This is a genomic window from Treponema sp. OMZ 799, from assembly GCF_024181365.1.
GTDB lineage: Bacteria > Spirochaetota > Spirochaetia > Treponematales > Treponemataceae > Treponema_B.
The window spans coordinates 2,843,148-2,862,968 of record NZ_CP051301.1 but is presented as its reverse complement, the minus strand read 5'-3'; the positions used below and the strand labels follow the sequence as shown (position 1 = coordinate 2,862,968).

The 19,821-nt window shown below is 36.2% G+C and carries 20 protein-coding genes; 7 read left to right on the top strand and 13 right to left on the bottom strand.

All coding sequences use genetic code 11. From position 1 onward, the window contains the following. Positions 1–2 precede the first annotated feature (2 nt). Positions 3–848, top strand: a complete 846-nt coding sequence (locus E4O04_RS13275; RefSeq protein ID WP_253708547.1) for an FAD binding domain-containing protein — start codon at positions 3–5, stop codon at positions 846–848. Positions 849–855: 7 nt separating this feature from the next. Here E4O04_RS13275 and holA read toward each other — a convergent pair whose 3' ends face one another. From holA to E4O04_RS13250, 5 genes are all read right to left on the bottom strand, one after another. Further along, on the bottom strand, positions 856–1,872 hold the full coding sequence (holA, locus tag E4O04_RS13270; RefSeq protein ID WP_253708544.1) for a DNA polymerase III subunit delta: 1,017 nt from the start codon (positions 1,870–1,872) through the stop codon (positions 856–858). Positions 1,873–1,937: 65 nt separating this feature from the next. Further along, on the bottom strand, positions 1,938–3,320 hold the full coding sequence (locus tag E4O04_RS13265) for a hypothetical protein (protein WP_253708542.1): 1,383 nt from the start codon (positions 3,318–3,320) through the stop codon (positions 1,938–1,940). A 97-nt stretch (positions 3,321–3,417) separates the two neighbouring features. After that, positions 3,418–4,074, bottom strand: a complete 657-nt coding sequence (locus E4O04_RS13260; protein ID WP_253686789.1) for a hypothetical protein — start codon at positions 4,072–4,074, stop codon at positions 3,418–3,420. A 60-nt stretch (positions 4,075–4,134) separates the two neighbouring features. Beyond that, complete coding sequence (locus E4O04_RS13255; protein WP_253686790.1) at positions 4,135–5,457, bottom strand: DUF6175 family protein; 1,323 nt, start codon at positions 5,455–5,457, stop codon at positions 4,135–4,137. 16 nt (positions 5,458–5,473) lie between these two features. Continuing rightward, on the bottom strand, positions 5,474–6,790 hold the full coding sequence (locus tag E4O04_RS13250) for a hypothetical protein (protein WP_253686791.1): 1,317 nt from the start codon (positions 6,788–6,790) through the stop codon (positions 5,474–5,476). A 221-nt stretch (positions 6,791–7,011) separates the two neighbouring features. On the opposite strand from E4O04_RS13250, the gene trxB reads away from it, so the two are divergent. The 5 genes from trxB (at position 7,012) to E4O04_RS13225 (ending at position 11,227) form a co-directional block, all read left to right on the top strand. After that, the gene (trxB, locus tag E4O04_RS13245) at positions 7,012–7,965 is read left to right on the top strand and encodes a thioredoxin-disulfide reductase (RefSeq protein ID WP_253708539.1); all 954 of its coding nucleotides are present in this window, start codon (positions 7,012–7,014) and stop codon (positions 7,963–7,965) included. 70 nt (positions 7,966–8,035) lie between these two features. Beyond that, positions 8,036–8,353 carry a thioredoxin TrxA gene (locus tag E4O04_RS13240; RefSeq protein ID WP_253686793.1) on the top strand — a complete coding sequence of 106 codons (318 nt, stop codon included), beginning with the start codon at positions 8,036–8,038 and terminating at the stop codon, positions 8,351–8,353. A gap of 132 nt (positions 8,354–8,485) precedes the next feature. Beyond that, entirely contained in the window at positions 8,486–8,959 is a 474-nt protein-coding gene (grdA, locus tag E4O04_RS13235; RefSeq protein WP_253677343.1) for a glycine/sarcosine/betaine reductase complex selenoprotein A, read from the top strand. Between the two features lie 200 nt (positions 8,960–9,159). Next, entirely contained in the window at positions 9,160–10,665 is a 1,506-nt protein-coding gene (locus E4O04_RS13230; protein WP_253708536.1) for a class I SAM-dependent DNA methyltransferase, read from the top strand. Beyond that, positions 10,655–11,227 (top strand): restriction endonuclease subunit S, encoded by a 573-nt coding sequence (locus E4O04_RS13225; protein ID WP_253708533.1) that lies wholly within the window; start codon positions 10,655–10,657, stop codon positions 11,225–11,227. The genes E4O04_RS13230 and E4O04_RS13225 overlap by 11 nt, the downstream gene beginning before the upstream one ends. A gap of 29 nt (positions 11,228–11,256) precedes the next feature. Here the strand turns inward: E4O04_RS13225 and E4O04_RS13220 are convergent, their stop codons facing one another. The 7 genes from E4O04_RS13220 to E4O04_RS13190 all read right to left on the bottom strand — a co-directional run bounded on the left by E4O04_RS13220 (position 11,257) and on the right by E4O04_RS13190 (position 15,967). Then, positions 11,257–11,670: a PIN domain-containing protein gene (locus E4O04_RS13220; RefSeq protein ID WP_253686797.1), complete on the bottom strand. Its 414-nt coding sequence runs from the start codon at positions 11,668–11,670 to the stop codon at positions 11,257–11,259. A 1-nt stretch (position 11,671) separates the two neighbouring features. Then, on the bottom strand, positions 11,672–11,983 hold the full coding sequence (locus E4O04_RS13215; RefSeq protein WP_253686796.1) for a type II toxin-antitoxin system RelB/DinJ family antitoxin: 312 nt from the start codon (positions 11,981–11,983) through the stop codon (positions 11,672–11,674). A gap of 164 nt (positions 11,984–12,147) precedes the next feature. Then, on the bottom strand, positions 12,148–13,266 hold the full coding sequence (locus tag E4O04_RS13210; protein WP_253708530.1) for a restriction endonuclease subunit S: 1,119 nt from the start codon (positions 13,264–13,266) through the stop codon (positions 12,148–12,150). A gap of 6 nt (positions 13,267–13,272) precedes the next feature. Beyond that, positions 13,273–14,256 (bottom strand): site-specific tyrosine recombinase/integron integrase, encoded by a 984-nt coding sequence (xerA, locus tag E4O04_RS13205; protein ID WP_253686799.1) that lies wholly within the window; start codon positions 14,254–14,256, stop codon positions 13,273–13,275. Between the two features lie 300 nt (positions 14,257–14,556). After that, entirely contained in the window at positions 14,557–14,838 is a 282-nt protein-coding gene (locus E4O04_RS13200) for a helix-turn-helix domain-containing protein (protein ID WP_253708528.1), read from the bottom strand. Then, entirely contained in the window at positions 14,831–15,190 is a 360-nt protein-coding gene (locus tag E4O04_RS13195) for a type II toxin-antitoxin system RelE/ParE family toxin (protein WP_253708526.1), read from the bottom strand. The genes E4O04_RS13200 and E4O04_RS13195 overlap by 8 nt, the downstream gene beginning before the upstream one ends. Before the next feature lie 117 nt (positions 15,191–15,307). Continuing rightward, positions 15,308–15,967, bottom strand: a complete 660-nt coding sequence (locus E4O04_RS13190) for a restriction endonuclease subunit S (RefSeq protein ID WP_253708524.1) — start codon at positions 15,965–15,967, stop codon at positions 15,308–15,310. 91 nt (positions 15,968–16,058) lie between these two features. Here E4O04_RS13190 and E4O04_RS13185 point away from each other — a divergent pair, with 91 nt between their 5' ends. Continuing rightward, positions 16,059–19,190 carry a type I restriction endonuclease subunit R gene (locus tag E4O04_RS13185; RefSeq protein WP_253708522.1) on the top strand — a complete coding sequence of 1,044 codons (3,132 nt, stop codon included), beginning with the start codon at positions 16,059–16,061 and terminating at the stop codon, positions 19,188–19,190. 27 nt (positions 19,191–19,217) lie between these two features. Here E4O04_RS13185 and E4O04_RS13180 read toward each other — a convergent pair whose 3' ends face one another. After that, positions 19,218–19,709, bottom strand: coding sequence for a hypothetical protein (locus E4O04_RS13180; RefSeq protein ID WP_253686801.1), 492 nt, complete (start codon positions 19,707–19,709; stop codon positions 19,218–19,220). Between the last annotated feature and the right edge of the window lie 112 nt (positions 19,710–19,821).

Genomic DNA, 19,821 nt, shown 5'->3' with positions numbered 1-19,821 from the left:
TTATGATTGAATTAACTAAAAATAGTATTGTTTATAGGGTACGTCATATGCAGGAAATGCAGGCTATCTTAAAAAATATTTCAAATATAAAACCTATTGCAGGCGCGACAGGTTTTTTAAACCATCAGACTGAAGAGATACTTGATTTACCTGAACAGATTTTGGATTTGAATTTTTTACCCGAATTAAAAGTTATTTCAAAAACCGAGCGCTATTTCGAGTTCGGTGCCGCCGTTACATTAAATGATATATTGGATCTAGGTAAAAAAAATATTCCGCCTTCCTTATATTATTCGATAGAAAAAATTGCAAATAATGCCATACGCTCTCTTGCAACAATAGGCGGCAACATAGCAACGGCAAACCCTCTTGCAGGAACTTTTTTACCTATGCTCGCTCTTGATGCAAAGCTGGAAATCAGAACAGCCGAAGATATTGAATGGGTGCCCTTTGCAAGGTATATTGATAAGAGTTATGCCGAAAAAAGACAAGAAAAATATATTATCAGCCGGATTAGAATTCCCAACGAAACATGGACAAAGAGTTTTTATACAAGGCTCGGCACTCCCGGATATATAGGAAGCGATACGGCCTCATTTTTATTTTTGATTCTTATCCAAAAGAATATATTATCAGATATGAGATTGTTTTTTGCATCAGATAAACTTATAAGGAATAAGGAATTCGATAACTTGCTTTTAGGAAGATCTTTGCCTCTTTCACAATCTGAAGTTCCGGTAATTATTCAAAAAGCAAGACAGATTTTTACTCCCGAACAATTTTCTTCGGAGTTTCATCATTCTTGTTTTTATAATTTACTTGAAGATAATTTGTACAATCTGACATAAGCCGGTTTTAAATATTATCCAAGGTATACTGCTCTATTTTATTTCCGGACTTACAAGCTATTTCATATAGGCACATATCCATAACGATGTTTTGGAGGCTTGCTCCTAAGGATCTTAACTCCAAATCCGTTTCCGATAAGAGAGCAATTATTTTTACGCACTGAACCTCATTCCATAGTTTTGCAGCTCTTCGGTATTGAGCTAGTGCAGTCTTTCCCGAAAAACCGAAACGCTTTAAAGCAAAATCATCCAAGTATTCATTATCCCGATGTATTTTGTGCCAATCCTGTAAGCGCCTAAAACAATAGCTTAAGCCTGCAATAATTTGAACCGGTGAAGAATTTTTTGAAAGTATTATCTTTTGACTTATGGACAAGGCTGTTTCAAGGCTTCCCATTGTTAGGGCATTAAAAAGACTGAAAGGCGTTTCTTCTTTATTGTGCGCAAAAAGTTTTTCGATATCTTCCTGCATAAGATGTGAGCCTTTTTGAAAGTAGAGTACCAAGTGAGAGCAGGCGGTTTTTAAAGCGTCGGTATTATTTTCTACTAATTCCAAAAGTTCATCTACAGCTTCATCTTCAATCTCAATGCCTTCTCTAAAAAGAAAAGATCTTATCCACTCTTGTTTTTTGTTTTCAAAAAGTTCCCAAAATATTTTTTGTTGAGTTTTAGAAACCGTATCGCTTATTTTTTTTGCAACAGATGTTTCGTCGGAAACTAAAATTAAAAAAGAATCGTTTGTATTTTCTTTTTTTGAAACGGATTGAATCCAGTCTGTAAGCAGATCGATGTCTTCTTTCTTTTTGATAAGCTCTGCCGATTTTAATATGAGGAGCTTTGCCGAAGAAAAAAGAGATGCGTTTTGTAATAGTGAAATTATACTGCCCATGCCTGTATCTCCTGCATAGACGGTATGCGTTTCAATATCACCGTATTGCTTTGAAAGAGTTTTTAACACTGTGTCGACAGCGGTGTTTCTTTCTCCGATTTCAGGCCCCATAAAAAGCCAAACAGGACTTGTCAATTGTTTCTCCCTAAAAAAATTTATACACAGCAGTATACAATAAATACAGGACTTTGTCAGCCGCTCTATTCTACAATTTCACTAAAGGCTAAAGCTATTGCCTTTGCAATAGCAACTGAGGCCGATCTATGAGCTTCTTTTTCGGTAAAGCCTGCACCTCTTTTGCTTATATGTTTTTTATAAAGGATTTCTTGTGTGCGCAGATTTTTTATTTCTATATGTGCATTAAGCCTCACTAAAAATCCATCGGCAGCCTTTGAGACTTCGTCTGTTTCTATCCTTGCGTGAATAAAAAAATCCGTAGATTGGTTTTCGTTTTTTGCAGACATGGTTTTAAAATTCATATCTTCTAAAATATCGGAAGTTTTTTCTTCGGTAATTGAGCTTTTAATATCAGCCTGTTCTATAAAAAGCGAAACTGTTCCTTTTTTTTCGTTTTTTATTTTATTGTCATGTTTTTTAAATTCAAAATTTATCACTTGTTTAAAAACAATTTGCTGAAGATCTCTGACAGCTTCTTTATATTCATCAAAATCTTTTGATCCGAGGATTTGTTTTATTTCGGAAATATCCAATTCTATTCTTATCCGGCTTTTGTTTTCAATTTTTTCATCATGTAAAATAAAATGTGCAGTTCCGTTTTGATCCGTTTCAACACCTTCGATTATTATGGATGTAGTATTTTTTATTTTTGTTTTGTAGCTTATCAATAAGGGAACTCCTTCTTCAAGGCTTCCTATATCGATGGGAATTAAAAATTCGTTTGAAGGATCTTCAAGGTTTGCTTTTTGTACATTAAGTTTAATTTTTTTTAAGCTCTCTTTTGCTTTTGAAATATTGTTTCTATATTTTATGTCATAGTTTTCTATTTGCGAGTTAAATGCTGCAGAGGCTGCTTTAATATAATAAAGGGTTGCAGAGTAATATTTTTTGTCTTCAAAAAATTCATGGGCTTGTTTTTCAGGTTCGCTCACCGATAAGATTTTTTCTTCTGCAATTTTTAATAAGCGGTTTCGTTCTTTACGAAGCTCATGCTTATCGTATTCGGCCAAAAGATAAACGGTAACGCTGTCTTTGCCTTTCTCGGTATAGCGGTTTTTGATTTTTAATTTTTTTATATTAGCAGCTGAAGACTGAGAAATTTCGGACTTTAATATTTTTTCAAGATTCTCAACGGAACCTAAAGCTGTCGTCGTCGTTTCCGTTTTTATTGATACACCTAAGTATCTTATGATTTCATTTATAAGATTATTTTTTGCATCCGTTTCTGCAAGGGTAAAATCTGTGTTTGTTCCTGAGGCTGTAAAGTATTCGTAATTTTCATCACCTGCCGGTACCTTCTCTATCCAAGCAGGATACTGTTCCTCGGTTTTGTTTTTATAACTTGCACAAGAGAATAAGGTTAAGGTTAAAATCAATAAAATTAGTATTTGTTTTTTTTTCTGCATATTCTTTATTTTTTAAAGGAATAATGCGAAAGAAAGAAAATTTTATAATTTATAGCTTATAAATAAAGGCTTTTCTTTCTTCCGCAATTTAAAAGATTTATAGGCCTTCTGAAAGAGCTTCCCTTACTCTTTCACGGACAACCTTCTCTTCTTCACTCTTGGGTTTATCCTCGTCTGCTCCGTTGATTGCGTTCTGAATGAGCTTATCCAAGGTTTTTTTGGAGATGCTGTATAAAACTAGGTAGGTATAATCATCTCCAGTGGGATTTCCATCGGCGTCAAAGTACCTCATCTGAACCCAATAATCAGTTTCTTTCTTAAAGCCGGAAAGTTTTGTAGAAGTAACCGTTTTGACTATGTCTTCAAGGTAGCCTTCAATCTTATCCTTATCGCCTGCAGCGGCAGCGGCAGCCTTGCTTTCTACTCTTACCTTAACCATCCTTGCCATTTCGGAAGGGACTGAAAAATCTCTTGTCCATAATTCGGCTCCCTCCAAACTTTTTGATCTGGGTGATTCAAACTTAAAAAGATAAACGTCCTTGCTCTTATAGTCATCCGTTCTTTCGATAACATTGGGTTCTTCTGCAACCCAGCCGGGGACAGGCTTATCCCATTTAAGGTTTTTGTGATCGAGCATTTCCGGCTTTTTAACCTTGCTCGAGACGGTTCCAAGCGGTTTTAATTTGTTTGCACAGCCTGATAAGGCTATAACTGCAAATAATGCAAGGAACATAATTTTAATTGCTTTTTTCATATCTTGCCTCCTAAAATAATGCAAATATATTTTTAAAATTAGGCGTATTTTACGTCCAATTTAAAAGCCCGATTTAAATGTTAAGGTCTTACCTCTTAGCATTACCAATTTTATATTTTCGAATCCCGGGACGGAATCTGCTGCATCGTAAATAACGGCTTCAAGGTCATCAATCGTTCCGAAAAATGAAACGGCGTATTTTGTTTGTGCCGAGGATTGATATAAGGTTTTTATATCATTGAGATTTTCGCTTAAAGCCTTTCTAAGGCGGGACATGCTCTTGCTGTCGGGAGTTTCGTTTATGATAACTTCATATCTTATACCGCGTGAATAGGCCTTGGCCAAAAGAATCTTTGCCTGGTCTATAGCCATAGGTAAAGCCTTGTTTACTGCTGATTGGATGGCATTCGATTGGGCATCATAGCTGCTTACTCGGCTGAAAGTTTTTTGACTTGTGTACGGAACAGCTCCCAACAGTTCGCCTGTTGAAGGATTAAATATTTTTAAGGTTATTTTAGCCGAACCGTAATAGCCGTTTGACTCATAACCGCCTTCGGTTACCGCATCAATTTCCATATAGACATCGGCATTCAGCTTTTGGGCTATCAGCTGAATGGCAGACATTCCTTCTTCGCTGCTTTCCTGATATATGACGGCTTGGTCTTTTTTTAGTTTTTCTACCTCTTTGGAATCTATTGCCCTGTATCCCTGTTTTAGAAGAAAGGCATTGCCCGTTTCTACTGCTGCTTTTAGTAAAAATCTGTCTGCATTTGCTTCTTCTGCATCAAAGACCATATAGGTCATGTTTTCTATGTAATTATTTAAAAATTGAAGATTTTTTTTGCCTTCGCCGGAAGCTTGGGCTTCTTTTAAAATAAGATCTGCATCCTTAGGTTTTTGTGCGGAGTTGGGGTTTTCATTCAATTGTCCATCTCCGAAAACCAAGTCATCCATAGTTTTATTGTTTGAAGTTTTTTGTGAAAAAATCCCTGCTGCAGAAAGAGCGGCCGAAACCTCATTCATTTTTACGGGGATCTTAATCTTGATTATATATACATCGCCTGTTTTTGACTTTTGTAAAACATCCATTTTTTCATTTACTACATACTTGTTTGGATATTCAGTATTGTAAAGCTCTTCTCTAATTCGTTCGTAATTGTTTTTTTCCGATTCGGGGCCTATAATATCTATGACTCCTTGACGGATTGCTCCTACTTTTGCCTTATTTATTGCCTGCAAAAAAGAAACATCTTCTCCCATTGAAGTATACTCTTTTGTTTCAGTGTAAGCCGGCCTTTTTACGTCTAAGGCATCTTCAATACTTGCACATGAAAAAAAGAATAAGGGTACAGATAAAAACAAAAAAAGTGAAATCTTTCTCATTATATTTCTCCTAAAGTTATAATTTTATTGTAAAGCCGACTCCTGCGGTAAATCTTAGGATTCCTCCTATCCCATCGTGAAAGGTTGAACCTATTTTTACGCCCGCATCGCCCCCTATTTTAAAATTCTTTGTTACAAGAAAGCTTGCATGTACAAAGGCCCTAAGTCCTGCTCCTCCAGGAAGCGGAATCTTTTCTTTAGAACCGGTTATAATCATTGTATAATAAAATTGCACAGTAGGCAAGATTTGTAAACGTCTAAGGTAGGTATTTCCTATTTCGGCGCCGGCGAATATTGTTATAGGAGCCCCTAAAGAAAGCAGTTTTGGGAAATGCGTGTCAATCGTCATCTCAGTTCCAAAGCATGGTCTAAATCGGTAAAATCCTCTTGTCCCCGAAATATGAAGGCCGAAAGTCCCTCCTGCGTCATATAAACCATTTTCGAGAGAAAAAACGCCTATTTCTCCTAGGGCATAAGCCCTGTATTCAAATGGCCCGTGAGGAACTTCCTTAATAGGATCTCCTAACTTTAAGGGATTTTTTGAATAAAGTATTAAGCCTTCCGAAAAATCGTTTTCTGTTTTGGTAACAACAATTAAGCCTGTTTCTTTCTTTCCGTCCTCGTTTAAAACAACATACTCATCTCCAAGTTTCACACCCATTTTTTTCCCAAGCTCAAATGTAATGGTGTTTTTTTCGGACTTGATTATACCTGTCTTTATCTTAAATGCTTCTATTTTGCGCAGCTCAAGATCAAGTTTATCTGATAAGCTTGAAGCGGCTGCCTTACAGGCTTTTTCATAAGAGTAACTTGCAGATTCTATTCCTACAAGAAATTCTTCTTTTAGATCTTCTTTTGGAGAATATACGGTAAATTTAGCTGTAAATTTTACGCAAAATCCGTCAATTTCTCCCAAAAACAGATCATTGTATTTTTCTTTTTTGATGGAAATGTTTTTGACTACCGGTACGGCTACATAGTAAGAGTTGACTAGTTTCTCCCAATCTTCTCTTGTAAAGGCTTCAAGGCCCCTTAATACATCCTCAGGTATGGAAACATTTTCTTCACGGGATTTGAGGATGACTTCGGTAAAGGCATCTGCATCCTCTGTAGTTAACCTGTATTCTAAGCCTATTATATTAAACCTTTCTAAGCTAAAAAAAACATCCATGATTGCTTCATCAATCATGGCAATGAATTCGCTTGAAGTATAAAGATCTTCATAGAGTGTTGCAAATACGGCTACATCCTTTTTTTCGCTGACCTTTTGTGCATAAAAAGGGAGTGAGAAGAAAAATGTCATAAAAAGTACGGAAAAACAAATTTTTTTCATTTTTGTCTGCTTACTTTGCCTTTCTCCTTAGTTTATTGGCAGTATATACCATTTATTAGGTATTTTCAAGTAAAGCCGTTGCCTTTTTTCTGTGCGAAATTTTAGACAAAATTTCGCATATTTTTTTGCGAATATAAGACTCTGATGTGTTTGCCCTGATTACATCTTGATTAAAATGATAAAACCTGATATATTTGTGAGGAAATATTTAGGAGGACTTTATGTCAGAAAAATATGATTTGGTTATAATTGGAGGCGGTCCCGGCGGTATGGCCGCAGGAATTTATGCAGCCCGTTCAAAGTTAAAGACTGTTATTCTTGAAGAAAAGCCCAACCAGGGCGGACAGTGCTTCATAACAGAGGAAATCGAAAACTACCCCGGTTTCCCCGAATCTTCAGGTCCTGCACTAACCGAGGCCTTTCAAAAACATGCCGAGAAATTCGGTGTTGAGTTCAAAAGAGCAAGGGCCGAAAAAATCGAGCTTGTTCCCAATTCACCTACACGAATCGTTCACGGAAGTGACGGCGTAAAATATGAATGCTTGGCTGTTGTTGTAGCAACCGGTGCAAGTGCCAGAGAACTCGGATGTAAGGGTGAAAAAGAACACTGGGGCAAGGGTGTTTCATACTGTGCAACATGTGACGGTGCCTTCTTTGAAGAATGCGAAATCGTAGTTATCGGCGGCGGCGACTCTGCTGTTGAAGAAGCTATGTACCTTACAAAGTTTGCCGACAAGGTAACTATCGTTCACCGAAGAGATGAACTTAGAGCTGCTAAGTCCATTCAGGACAAGGCCTTTGCCAATCCCAAGATGGCCTTTAAGTGGAATGCCGTTGTTGAAGAAGTTTGCGGAGAAGGCCTTGTAGACAGCGTTATCTTAAAGGATACAAAGACAGGAGAAACTTCCAAATTCGATACTGAAGGTGTATTCGTATTTATCGGACACAATCCTCAGACAGCCTTTATCCAGGGCTTGGTAGATCTCGATGAAAACGGCTACATCCTCACAAACGGAAGAATGGAAACAAATGTACCCGGCATTTACGGCGTGGGCGATGTTATTCAAAAAGAATCTCGCCAGGTTGTTACAGCCGCAGCCGACGGTGCCCTTGCAGGTATCTGGGCCGGTCACTATATCGACGATATCAAAGCCAAAATGGCTATGAAAAAATAAGGAGATACGATAAACAGTTCGGCAGGAATTCGGCCTCACTGTTTACAAAAAGTTTTTATAGGAGAAAAAAATGATTGAATTGACAAAAGAAAATTTTGAACAAGAAGTTCATCAGTCAAAGGGTGTAACCTTTGTAGATTTTTGGTCGGACGGATGCGTCCCTTGTAAACAATTAATGCCTGATGTTCATGCAATGGCAGAACGCCATGCAGGAAAGGCTAAGTTTTGCTCATTCAATATTGACGGTGCAAGACGAGTCGCCATGAAAGAGCAGGTCTTAGGTCTTCCTACAATGCTCATCTATGTTGACGGAGAGCGAAAAGACGGTGTTACAGGAAGCGACTTAACCATCGATCAAATCGAAGAGATGGTAAAAAAATACATCTAATTTTACTTAATTTTTAATCTTTTAAGCCGGAGGAAAGGTGATAAACTTTTTTGACGGCTTTTTAAAGATACGGTTTAATAGACCGTGGGCAGGTTCTCCCTGCCTCAATAAATTTTATCCTAGGAGGATGCTATGGTTGAATTGAAAACCAAAAAAGTCATCATCATTGGTGACCGAGACGGCGTTCCCGGGGAGGCTATTAAGCTCTGTGCAGAATCGGCAGGTGCTGAGGTTGTATATGCTGCAACCGAATGCTTTGTCTGAACAAGCGCAGGAGCAATGGACTTGGAAAACCAAAAGCGAGTCAAAGATTTAGCTGAAAAATACGGTCCTGAGAACGTAATCGTTCTTTTGGGCGGTGCAGAAGCCGAATCTTCAGGTTTAGCCTGCGAAACTGTTACAGTAGGCGACCCGACTTTTGCAGGTCCGTTGGCTGGAGTCTCGTTGGGACTCTTGTGCTATCACGTGGCAGAACCGGAAATTAAGAGCCAAATAGACCCTGCGGTCTATGAAGAGCAGGTAAGCATGATGGAAATGGTTATGGACGTCGATGCTATTATCGCGGAAATTTCGGAATACCGAAATAAAGGCTGCAAATTTCTGTAATGCCTTTCGGAGCTTATGAGTTTTAAACCATAGGCTTCTTTCGTGTTAGTCGGCGGTGCGGTTATACAAAAATGATTCCATTCTTTAAAATGGAGCATCTTGTAGCTGCACCGCTTTTTTTATTTACAGCGGGATAGGTTTTCATAAAATAAAATTACATATCAAGTATGTTTTTTTTTCGACTTTTAGAAGGATAAATAATGGCTAAGAAAAATAACGCAAACATAGGTTTTGAAAAACAAATTTGGGAAGCGGCTTGTGTGCTTTGGGGATTTATTCCTGCCGCTGAGTATAGAAAGGTCATCATCGGTTTAATTTTTTTACGCTATATTTCCAATGCTTTTGAAAAGCGGTATGCAGAGCTTGTTGCCGACGGCGAAGGGTTTGAAGATGATAGGGATGCCTATGCCGAAAGGAATATTTTTTTTGTACCCGAAAAAGCCCGATGGAAGGTTATTGCTGCTTCGGCCCACACTCCCGAAATAGGTTTGGTAATCGACAAGGCTATGCATTCTATTGAAGAAGAAAATAAAAGTCTTAAAAATGTGTTGCCTAAAAACTACGCGAGCCCCGATTTGGATAAAAGAGTTTTGGGCAATGTTGTAGATCTTTTTACCAACATGGATATGGAAGAAACGGAGGATAGCAAGGACCTTTTAGGAAGAACCTATGAATATTGCATAGCCCAGTTTGCCGCCTATGAAGGGAAGAAGGGCGGAGAATTTTATACTCCTGCGAGCATCGTAAAAACGATAGTTGAAATTTTAAAGCCTTATTCAAACTGCCGGGTTTATGACCCCTGCTGCGGTTCGGGCGGAATGTTTGTTCAATCCGTAAAATTTTTAAAAGAACATTCAGGCAAGCGGTACAGCATATCGGTATATGGACAGGAAAGCAATGCCGACACATGGAAGATGGCCAAAATGAATATGGCTATTCGCGGAATAGGTGTAGACTTCGGCTCCTATCATGCGGACACCTTTTTTAATGATCTTCATCCGGCTCTTAGAGCAGACTTTATTATGGCAAATCCTCCCTTTAATTTGTCAAACTGGGGACAGGAAAAACTAAAGGATGATGTAAGATGGAAATATGGAGTTCCTCCTGCCGGAAATGCAAACTATGCTTGGATTCAGCACATGATTTATCATCTTGCCCCTAACGGAAAAATCGGCCTTGTTCTTGCAAACGGAGCCTTGTCAACTCAAACGAGCGGGGAGGGAGAAATAAGAAAAAAAATTATAGAAGATGATCTTGTTGAAGGTATCGTAGCTATGCCGACCCAACTTTTTTATAGCGTTACAATCCCCGTAACTCTTTGGTTTATTTCAAAAATTAAAAAACAAAAAGGAAAGACCTTATTTATCGATGCCCGAAAAATGGGTTACATGGTTGACAGAAACCACAGAGACTTTACCGATGAAGATATTCAAAAGCTCGGCAAGGTCTTTGAAGACTTTCAAAACGGAAAAACAGAAGATGTTAAGGGCTTTTGCGCAGTTGCCTCAACTGAAGATATAGCAAAACAAGACTATATCTTAACTCCGGGGCGCTATGTCGGGGTAGAAGAACAAGAAGATGACGGTGAACCCTTTGACGATAAGATGAAGCGTCTTACCTCCGAACTATCCGAACTTTTTGCAAAATCCCATGAACTTGAAACCGAAATCCGCAAAAACCTGGGAGCTATCGGCTATGAGATGTGAAGGTGGAGATGTTGGTGTTATAAAGATGGAAACTATTCCTGCATACAAATATTGTAAATTTGTTACAGATGGTACTCATGATTCACCAAAAAGAACAAATTTTGGAAGAAAACTTATTACATCTAAGCATTTAGGAAGATATGCATTAGATTTTCAATCTGCCAATTATATTTCCGAAGAAGATTATCTTAAAATAATAAAAAGAAGTAATGTTGAGCAGTGGGACATTTTATTCAGTATGATAGGCACAGTAGGAAATATTTATATTGAAACAATGCCTAATGTTGATTATGCATGTAAAAATGTAGGCATATTCCAATGCGGCAATGATCAAAATAAATCTAAGTGGTTGTATTATTATTTACAGACTCCTAAAGCAAAAAAACATATTTATTCTTTTATTAGAGGTACAACACAAGGGTATATTCCTCTGGTATCATTACGAAATATACCTATTGATATTATTGATTTTACAACGCGAGATAAAATAATTCAAATACTGTGGTTATTGGATGAAAAGATAAAGAATAATATGCATATAAATGATAATTTATCGGCTTAAGCCGAGGCTTAAAATGGTTTTAAACTTCACTAAGTTTGACATTCAATTATATCCAAAATTTGATGAGGCGTTAATACAAAATCTTCTCTGGGAAAATGTTTTATATTGCCTGTAATTAAATAAGTCTCGAAAGTACGCCTAGCATGTAATGTGACTGAATAAAAAACGGTATCTTTCTGATCAGGCATTGTATCTAAAACTTTTATACCATCAAATTTTAAGCCTATTTTTTGAATTTCATTAACGGCAATATCAACCGCTTCTGGCGGAAAACAAAATTTAGGACGATGCAATACATCAAAATATTCTGCAATAATATCTTCATTGTAGATTGGAACAATATTACCTGAATACATATAGTTAATAACAAAGCGGGGAATAGAATCTTCTTTTAAAAATGCCGAAACAAGAACATTTGTATCAATGACAGCATACAAAGGCATATTATAGTCCTTTACGGGAAGCTTCTATTTCATTATTGATTTCATCAAGGTTCATTTCTGCCACACCATTTATAGCAGCACTTTGCGACATAGTACGCATTGCAGACAGAATTTCAGGCGGAATTTGTTTTTTTATATCATTCTGCTTGGTATTTTCCAACTTCATACTAAAAGGAATTCCATTTTCAGCAATGCTTCGCTTAAAAAATATACGTACAGCTGTTGATAAATCTAGGCCCAGCTGTTCATATACAGCAGTCACATCATTTTTCAATTTTTCATCAACTCGAATTTGTACTAATGTACTTGCCATACTTACCTCCATATAACATTATAATACAAAATAAAAAATTTGCAAGTACAATATAATAATAAAATATTAGATTGTCAGTATAAATCTATAATTGATTAACAGGGCAGCCATTTTGCCTCGTCCCACTTTTTTCAGCTAATTAATGAAAATCTTATTTCTGCGTACTATATCTCTATATTTGAAACATCTATCTCGCCTGACATGAGTTTTGGTAAAAGAGTGTCTCTGAGGGATGTTAGTAGATAAATTTGTTTTATATTATGATCAATTATTTTGTTAATAGATATAAATTTATCAATAAGGTTAAATTTTTCAAGATTTTTAGGAGCAACAAAACTGAACTCTTCCAGATTACTTTTTGTAATAAAACTGATAACGGATCCCCTAGCAGCCCTTGTAATGTCGGATAAATTATGTTTAACGGCATAATATAACCAACTTGTATATCTTGGATCCTTCGGAATTAATACATAAGTACGTTGATATGCTTCAAATTTTCCGTCATACCACTTAACATTGAAATCACCATTACCTGCTACTAGGATAGCATATCCGTCAAAAGAGTATTCATCAGTCCAGCTTATATCATGGGAGCAACTAAAAAAAGGATATTTCCCTTTTAAGGAAGAAACATTAGCATTTTTTTTACCGGTTATAACAGGTAAAAAGTCTCCTAGTTTATATACTTTCCAGTCATCAGGCATTATACCGCCAAACGGTTCAAAATCGACAAACCATGCTTTAAAAATGGCCTGTGCTTGCTGCTCTAAATTATCATTTATGAGCTTATTTATCTCAATTTTACTATCAATTGCTCTAAGTATTTTGGTTAGTTTTTTCTGAATTTTATATTCAAAATCATGTATATCAAATTTGTTTATTGCAGATTTATCACCTCTAGGCATCTTAGTACCCTTAGAAGTTTTCATAACATAGTCAAAAAAACGATCGTTCGCTAAATTATAATAAATAAAATCATAATAATAATTTTCTTTAGCTCGAAATACAAGAACATCATTGGAGCAAACTCCATCATGTGTTGCGAGCCATATTTTTTTAAAATACGGTCTAATATTTGATACCAAAATATCATTGATTTTGTATTTATTAGTACTTTTAATATCAGGAATAGATTTTGATGGTATAATTCCGTTTTTATTCGGTAACATATTTTCTGTAGATATATAATTCAAATTTATGAGATGGTCATTTATAATTTTGTTAAGTGGAATTTTTTCAGTTATAATGTCGCATATATATTCTAGCGTTGTAATCTTATTCATATTTTCCTACCCTATGTATTTTCTATGTGCAATTTTTACATTGCTTTGTTTTACCATTGCGTATTGCAAGGTGGTATCTATACGTTTATGCCCTAAAAGCTGTTGGAGCTGCTCAATGGGCATTCCCTTATCTATTGCCATTGTTGCCAATGTCCTCCTGAATTTATGAGGATGAACCTTAGAGATACCAAGTTTTTTACCGATCCGCCTTAATCTTACTTCAATTCCTCCGATGTTCATTCGTTTGTGCGGAGACCTTAACGATACAAAAAGAGCCGGGTTATTGTCGGTTCTATGTCGTAAATAATCTTTTAAATGTATCTTAGTTCTTGCATCAAAATATACTATTCTTTCTTTGTTTCCCTTTCCTAAAACGATGCATTCCCTTTCATTAAAATCTATATCATTCCGGTTAAGAAGAACCATTTCTCCAATCCTCATGCCTGTTGAAGCAAGCATGTCTATCATGGCTAGGTCGCGTTTTTCCATGCAGCTGTCTCTCATAAGCTCAAGAGCTTCATCGGAGTAGGTTTCTTTTATATTTGTTGCAGTTTTAACCTTATGGATTCTTCTTACAGGACTTTTTAAAATATAGTCTTCATCTTCAAGCCAAGAAAAAAAACTTGATAGAATACGTCTAATATTATCTATGGTTACCTTACCGGAATTGTTTTTGTATTGATAATCTGTTAAATAAGAGCGTATGTCCTCAGTTTCAATTTCTTTTACATTTTTTTTCATATAATTAAGCATAGATTGAATTGTGGAGTAATAGTATTTTAAGGATTTTTCAGAACAGCCCTCCACCCTCTTTGCAGACAAGAATAGATTTACAAAATCAATTTTTTCATCTTCCGAGTTTTCTTCTTTTTTATTTACTTCATAACTAAAAAGAACATGCTGAATTACCGTTTGTAATTTTTCGATCTGAGCATTATTCAAATGAGGCAGCATTTTTTGAGTAATGTCATTAATAAGTCTTTGTTTCATTCTTATTTTCTCCTTAATTACTATGGTATCGGCATAATTTTAACTTAGCTCTTTTTAGATAAATGATAATTTATCGGCTTAAATAGCGGTTAAATTAAAACATTCCTATAAATTCATCAACCGCAGACTTTATCAAAAGTCGAGGATTGATGAATTACCGCCATTTCGCAGTGAAACGAGAAACGGCATACAATAAAACGACGTTTCGGCAAGCAGACAGTAAGGCCGAAACTCGCAGTGTTTTTAAGCGGTACTATTTGTTCCGCTTAAAATAAACCTTGGTTAAAAGAACTCAATATACTATTGTAATTGTAAAACCAACTTTTTGCCTAATACATTAGCAGCTCTTGTTAGCGTAGCCAAGGTAACCGAATCATTTTTAGGATTAAGAAGTCTATCTAATGCGGCTCGTGATGTGTTCATTTTTTTTGCCATTTCTGTTTTGTTAATATTTTGAGCTTTCATTTCATTCAATAAATCACATGAAATTAATCTTTTTATAGCTTCATTTCTAACTTCAACCTCAATATTTTCTTCTTCAAGAAAATCTTCAAAAGAACTTCCTATGTACTTCTCATTCATAATGCCTTCCTAATACTAAATTTCTTCTTTTTTTACTCAAATCTATATCCTCTTGCGGAGTTTTTTGAGTTTTCTTTATAATTGCATGAAGCAATATCATGTTACCGTATTCTATCGTAAAAAACACTCTGCTAATTCTTTTATCCGAAATATTCGAACGTACTTCCCATAAATTTGAATCAAACTTTCTTACGGCAGGATATCCAATAGGCCAAGACATTTCTATTGCCATTATATCCGCTCCTATTGTTTTTCGATCAGCCGGTGCTAAATCTTTTAGAAAATCACGAACAGGTTCATTTCCCGTTTCGGTCTTAAAAAATTTGGCTACAACTATTTTATCCATTTTCATTAAATATATTGTATCAAATTTGATACTTTTTATCAAGCATACTAATGAATTATTATAAAAAAATAACTTTAAGAGACAATCAATTATTTTTTCTTAAATGGCTGTCGGTTATGCATCCTATACCTTTATATTTGAAACATCTATCTCTCCCGACATGAGTTTCGGTAAAAGGGTGTCACGAAGGGATGTAAGCATGGTATTGCTTATTCGGTTTGCTATTATTAAATTATATATTGGCTCCAATAAATTAGCAAATTTTATATAATCCTTTTGATTAGGAACTATGACTTCCGCTTTTGCTAAATCCTCTCTTTTAATATGACCGAGTGTAGTAGCTTTATCTGCAGCTATATTGATAAAACTATAAAGATGGTATTTAATCCAAGAATAATAGAACCATTTATCATATCTATTTGAAGTAACTTTAAAAAGATGTTGATTTAGTCCACAAGTTAACCCACACCAAAAATCAACTATTAAACTTCCTGACCATGAAAAAATAACATCACCTGCCTGTATAAGATATTCTGAATTTATACTTGGTGAACATTGTTCGCTATTAGCATCACAGAATCCTTGTCTAAGTTCTTTTATTTTCATAACAGGAATCCCTTTTTCAGACTCGACAGGGCGATAATTTTGCATTGGTAAACCATTTAAAAAATCGGCTATATCCAATAAACTTTTCTTTTTCCAGTCATTAGGAATATGAGAAATATTTATAAAATTTTTTGTAAAAATGGCCTGTGCTTGCTGCTCTAAATTATCATTTATCATAATACCGTCTTATTTGACTTGGCAATTCATCGATAAAAGGTTATAATCTAAAAAAAGCCATAGAAGGCAGAAAAAACATGTAGAGGCCGATATGTCGACATCATTTACCGAAAACGATTATGAAAATTCAATTATTGAGCTGTTTAAAAATAATTTGGGATATACTTATGTTTACGGTCCTGATGTCGAGCGCAATTTTTCGAGTCCGCTATATGATGAGGTTTTAGAGGATTGTCTTTACCGCTTAAACAGCGGGCTGCCAAGGGAGGCTATACAAAATGCTCTTTTTAAATTAAAGCATTTTGAAAACGGGGAGCTCGCTCATAAAAATGAAATTTTTACAGACTATCTTCAAAACGGCATACCTGTACATTATCTTGATAAAAATGAAACACGGTCGGGAATTGTATATCTCGCAGATTATAAAAATCCTCAAAACAATTCCTTTATAATTGCAAATCAGTGGACCTTTATCGAAAACAGCAATAAACGCCCCGATATAATTTTATTTTTAAACGGTCTTCCATTAGTTTTGATGGAATTAAAGTCTCCTTCAAGGGAAGAGACCGATGCTTCCGATGCATACCGCCAAATCCGTAATTACATGACCGAAATACCTTCTATGTTTATCTACAACTCAATCTGCGTTATGAGCGATCAGTTAACTTCAAAGGCGGGAACCATAACTTCAGGCGAAGACCGCTTTATGGAATGGAAAACAAAGGACGGGAGTTACGAAAACACTCAATATGCCCAATTCGATACTTTTTTTGAAGGCCTTTTTCAAAAAGAAAGGCTGCTTGATATTATAAAAAACTTTATCTGCTTTTCAAACGAGGGTTTGCAAACTTTTAAAATTCTTGCAGGCTACCACCAATATTTTGCGGTTCGTAAGGCCGTTTTCTCCACCAAAAAGGCTGCATGCAGTGACGGAAAAGGCGGAGTTTTTTGGCATACCCAAGGCAGCGGAAAATCTTTATCAATGGTGTTTTATGCGCACCTATTGCAGGAAGTCTTGGAAAGTCCGACAATTGTAGTTATAACGGATAGAAATGATCTTGATGATCAGCTTTTCGGTCAGTTTGTTAAGTGCAAAGAATTTTTACGCCAAGAACCTATACAGGCTGAAAGCCGAAAAGACTTAAAGAAACTTCTTGCCGGAAGAAAAGCAAACGGAATAATTTTTACGACGATGCAAAAATTTGAAGAGTCTGCCGATGCTCTTTCAGAAAGGCGGAATATAGTTGTTATGGCTGATGAAGCTCATCGAGGGCAATACGGACTTACCGAACAAATTAAAATAATAAAAAATAAGGCCGGAGAAGATGTCGCAAAGAGGGTTATAGGCACTGCCCGTATTATTCGGAACAGCCTTCCCAATGCGAGCTATATAGGTTTTACCGGCACTCCTATTTCTGCCGCTGACAGGAGTACCCGTGAAGTATTCGGAGACTACATCGATATTTACGATATGACTCAGGCAGTGGAAGACGGAGCAACTCGCCCCGTGTACTATGAAAGCAGGGTTATAAAACTTAAACTTGATAAAAAAACTTTGCAGCTGATTGATGAAGAATATGATCACATGACTAAAGATGCCGATGAAGAAGTTATCGAAAAAAGTAAGCATGAACTCGGCAAGATGGAAGTGCTCTTAGGCAATGATGAAACTATAAACTCCCTAGTGAACGATATACTCTTCCATTATGAAAACAACAGGGAACATCTGCTTACAGGTAAGGCAATGATAGTCGCTTACACCCGTGCCATAGCTATGAAGATTTACAAAAGAATCTTGGAACTTCGTCCCGGCTGGGAAGAAAAGGTTGCCGTTGTTATGACTTCTGCAAATACCGATGACGAAGAGTGGAGAGAAATTATCGGGAACAAAAATCACAGGGACAAGTTGGCTAAAAAATTTAAAGACAATGACAGTCCCTTAAAAATTGCAATTGTAGTAGATATGTGGCTGACAGGCTTTGATGTTCCTTCCCTTGCGACTATGTACATATATAAACTTATGGCAGGACATAATCTTATGCAGGCTATCGCCAGAGTCAATCGTGTATTTCAAGATAAAGAGGGAGGATTGATCGTCGATTATGTGGGAATAGCCGGTGCCTTAAAGCAGGCTATGAACGACTATACAAACCGCGATAAAAATAATTACGGCGATACCGACATTTTAACCGCTGCCTATCCTACCTTTCTTGAAAAGCTTTCTATATGTAAAGATATGTTCCATGGATATGATTATTCAAGTTTTATGAAGGGCAGCGATCTTGAAAGAGCCAGGACAATAAGCGGTGCCGTAAACTTTATAGTTGCTCAAGAAAAAGAAGAAGAAAAAAATATCTTTATAAAAGAAGCTCTTATGATGAGGCAGGCCTTATCCCTTTGTTCATCCGTAGTTGAAGAAAGTTTGCGCTTTGAGGCAGCTTTTTTTGAATCTGTCAGAGTTTTCCTTTCAAGGCTCACAAATGCGGGAAGCGGAAAAAAGATTTCTTTACCCGAAATGAATGAGCGTATAAATTCTCTTTTACAGCAGAGTATAAAAAGCGAGGGCGTTATAAACCTCTTTTCTGACATTAAAGAAAAATTCTCTCTTTTTTCTCCCAAGTTTCTTGAAGAAATTTCCAAGATGAAAGAAAGAAATTTAGCTGTCGAATTATTAAAAAGACTCATTGCAGAACAGGTAAGAGTTTATCGAAGAACCAATGTAGTTAAGTCCGAAAAATTCAGCGAGATAATGCAGAGAACCGTTAATTCGTACCTAAACGGGCTTCTCACAAATGAAGAGGTTATAGCCGAGATGCTGAAACTTGCCAAGCAGATTGTAAGTGCCGAAAAGGAAGGGCAAGACCTCGGCTTAAATGCTGAAGAAGCCGCCTTTTACGATGCCCTCACCAAGCCTCAGGCCATAAAAGACTTCTATCAAAATGAAGAGCTGATTGCAATAACCAAGGAGCTCACCGAAACCTTGCGTAAAAATAAAGCCGTAGATTGGCAGAAAAGAGAAAGTGCACGGGCTCATATGCGTATGCTCATTAAAAGACTTTTAAAGAAGCATAAATATCCGCCCGAAGGTATGGATGACGCAGTTCAAACCGTTATGGTCCAGTGCGAGCTTTGGGCCGACAATCTAATGGACTCTTATTATTTAGAAAATGAAAATAATAACTATGCAGAAATTGCCGCAGATAGAGAAGAGGTTTATCTGTAGCCCAATTTTCCTGCGGTAAACTAAAAATTATAAATGACTATTTAGCCAACAAATCTTCTTGAAGTCTTTATTGTTATTATTATCGTTTCTATATGAATCTTTTGATGATGCTTCATAAATACCTAAAAACTGTTTTAGACTTGGTACACGAAACTTTATTCCGTCTAGTTGAATAAGTTCTATATCCGATTCATAAATACCTGCAAAATCATACAATGCATCAATTGTGCCGTATTCTACGCTCACTCCGGTTTTTTGAAATTCATGCTCATGAACATCTATTAAATTATATCCTAATTCTTTCATAACCGCCATTATTTTGTCCCAATTATAAATTCTAAGTTCGTCAGGAGCTTCCCATCCTCTTGGATCGCCCGGAACATGAATATCAATATCTGACGGCTCCCAATCTTCTTTTGATATAAATTCTAATCCTAAAGAACCCATTAGTGTAGGTATGATTCCGGCTTTATTTAAATGTAAACAAATAGTCTTAAATTCATCAAATAAAAAACTCATTTCTCCTCCATAAATTCTAAATCGTCAGTTTTACCGATTGTAGTTATGCAAGCACAAAAAATCAGGTTTATTTAAGCAATGATAGCCGGAAATTAAAAAAAGCTGCACGGTG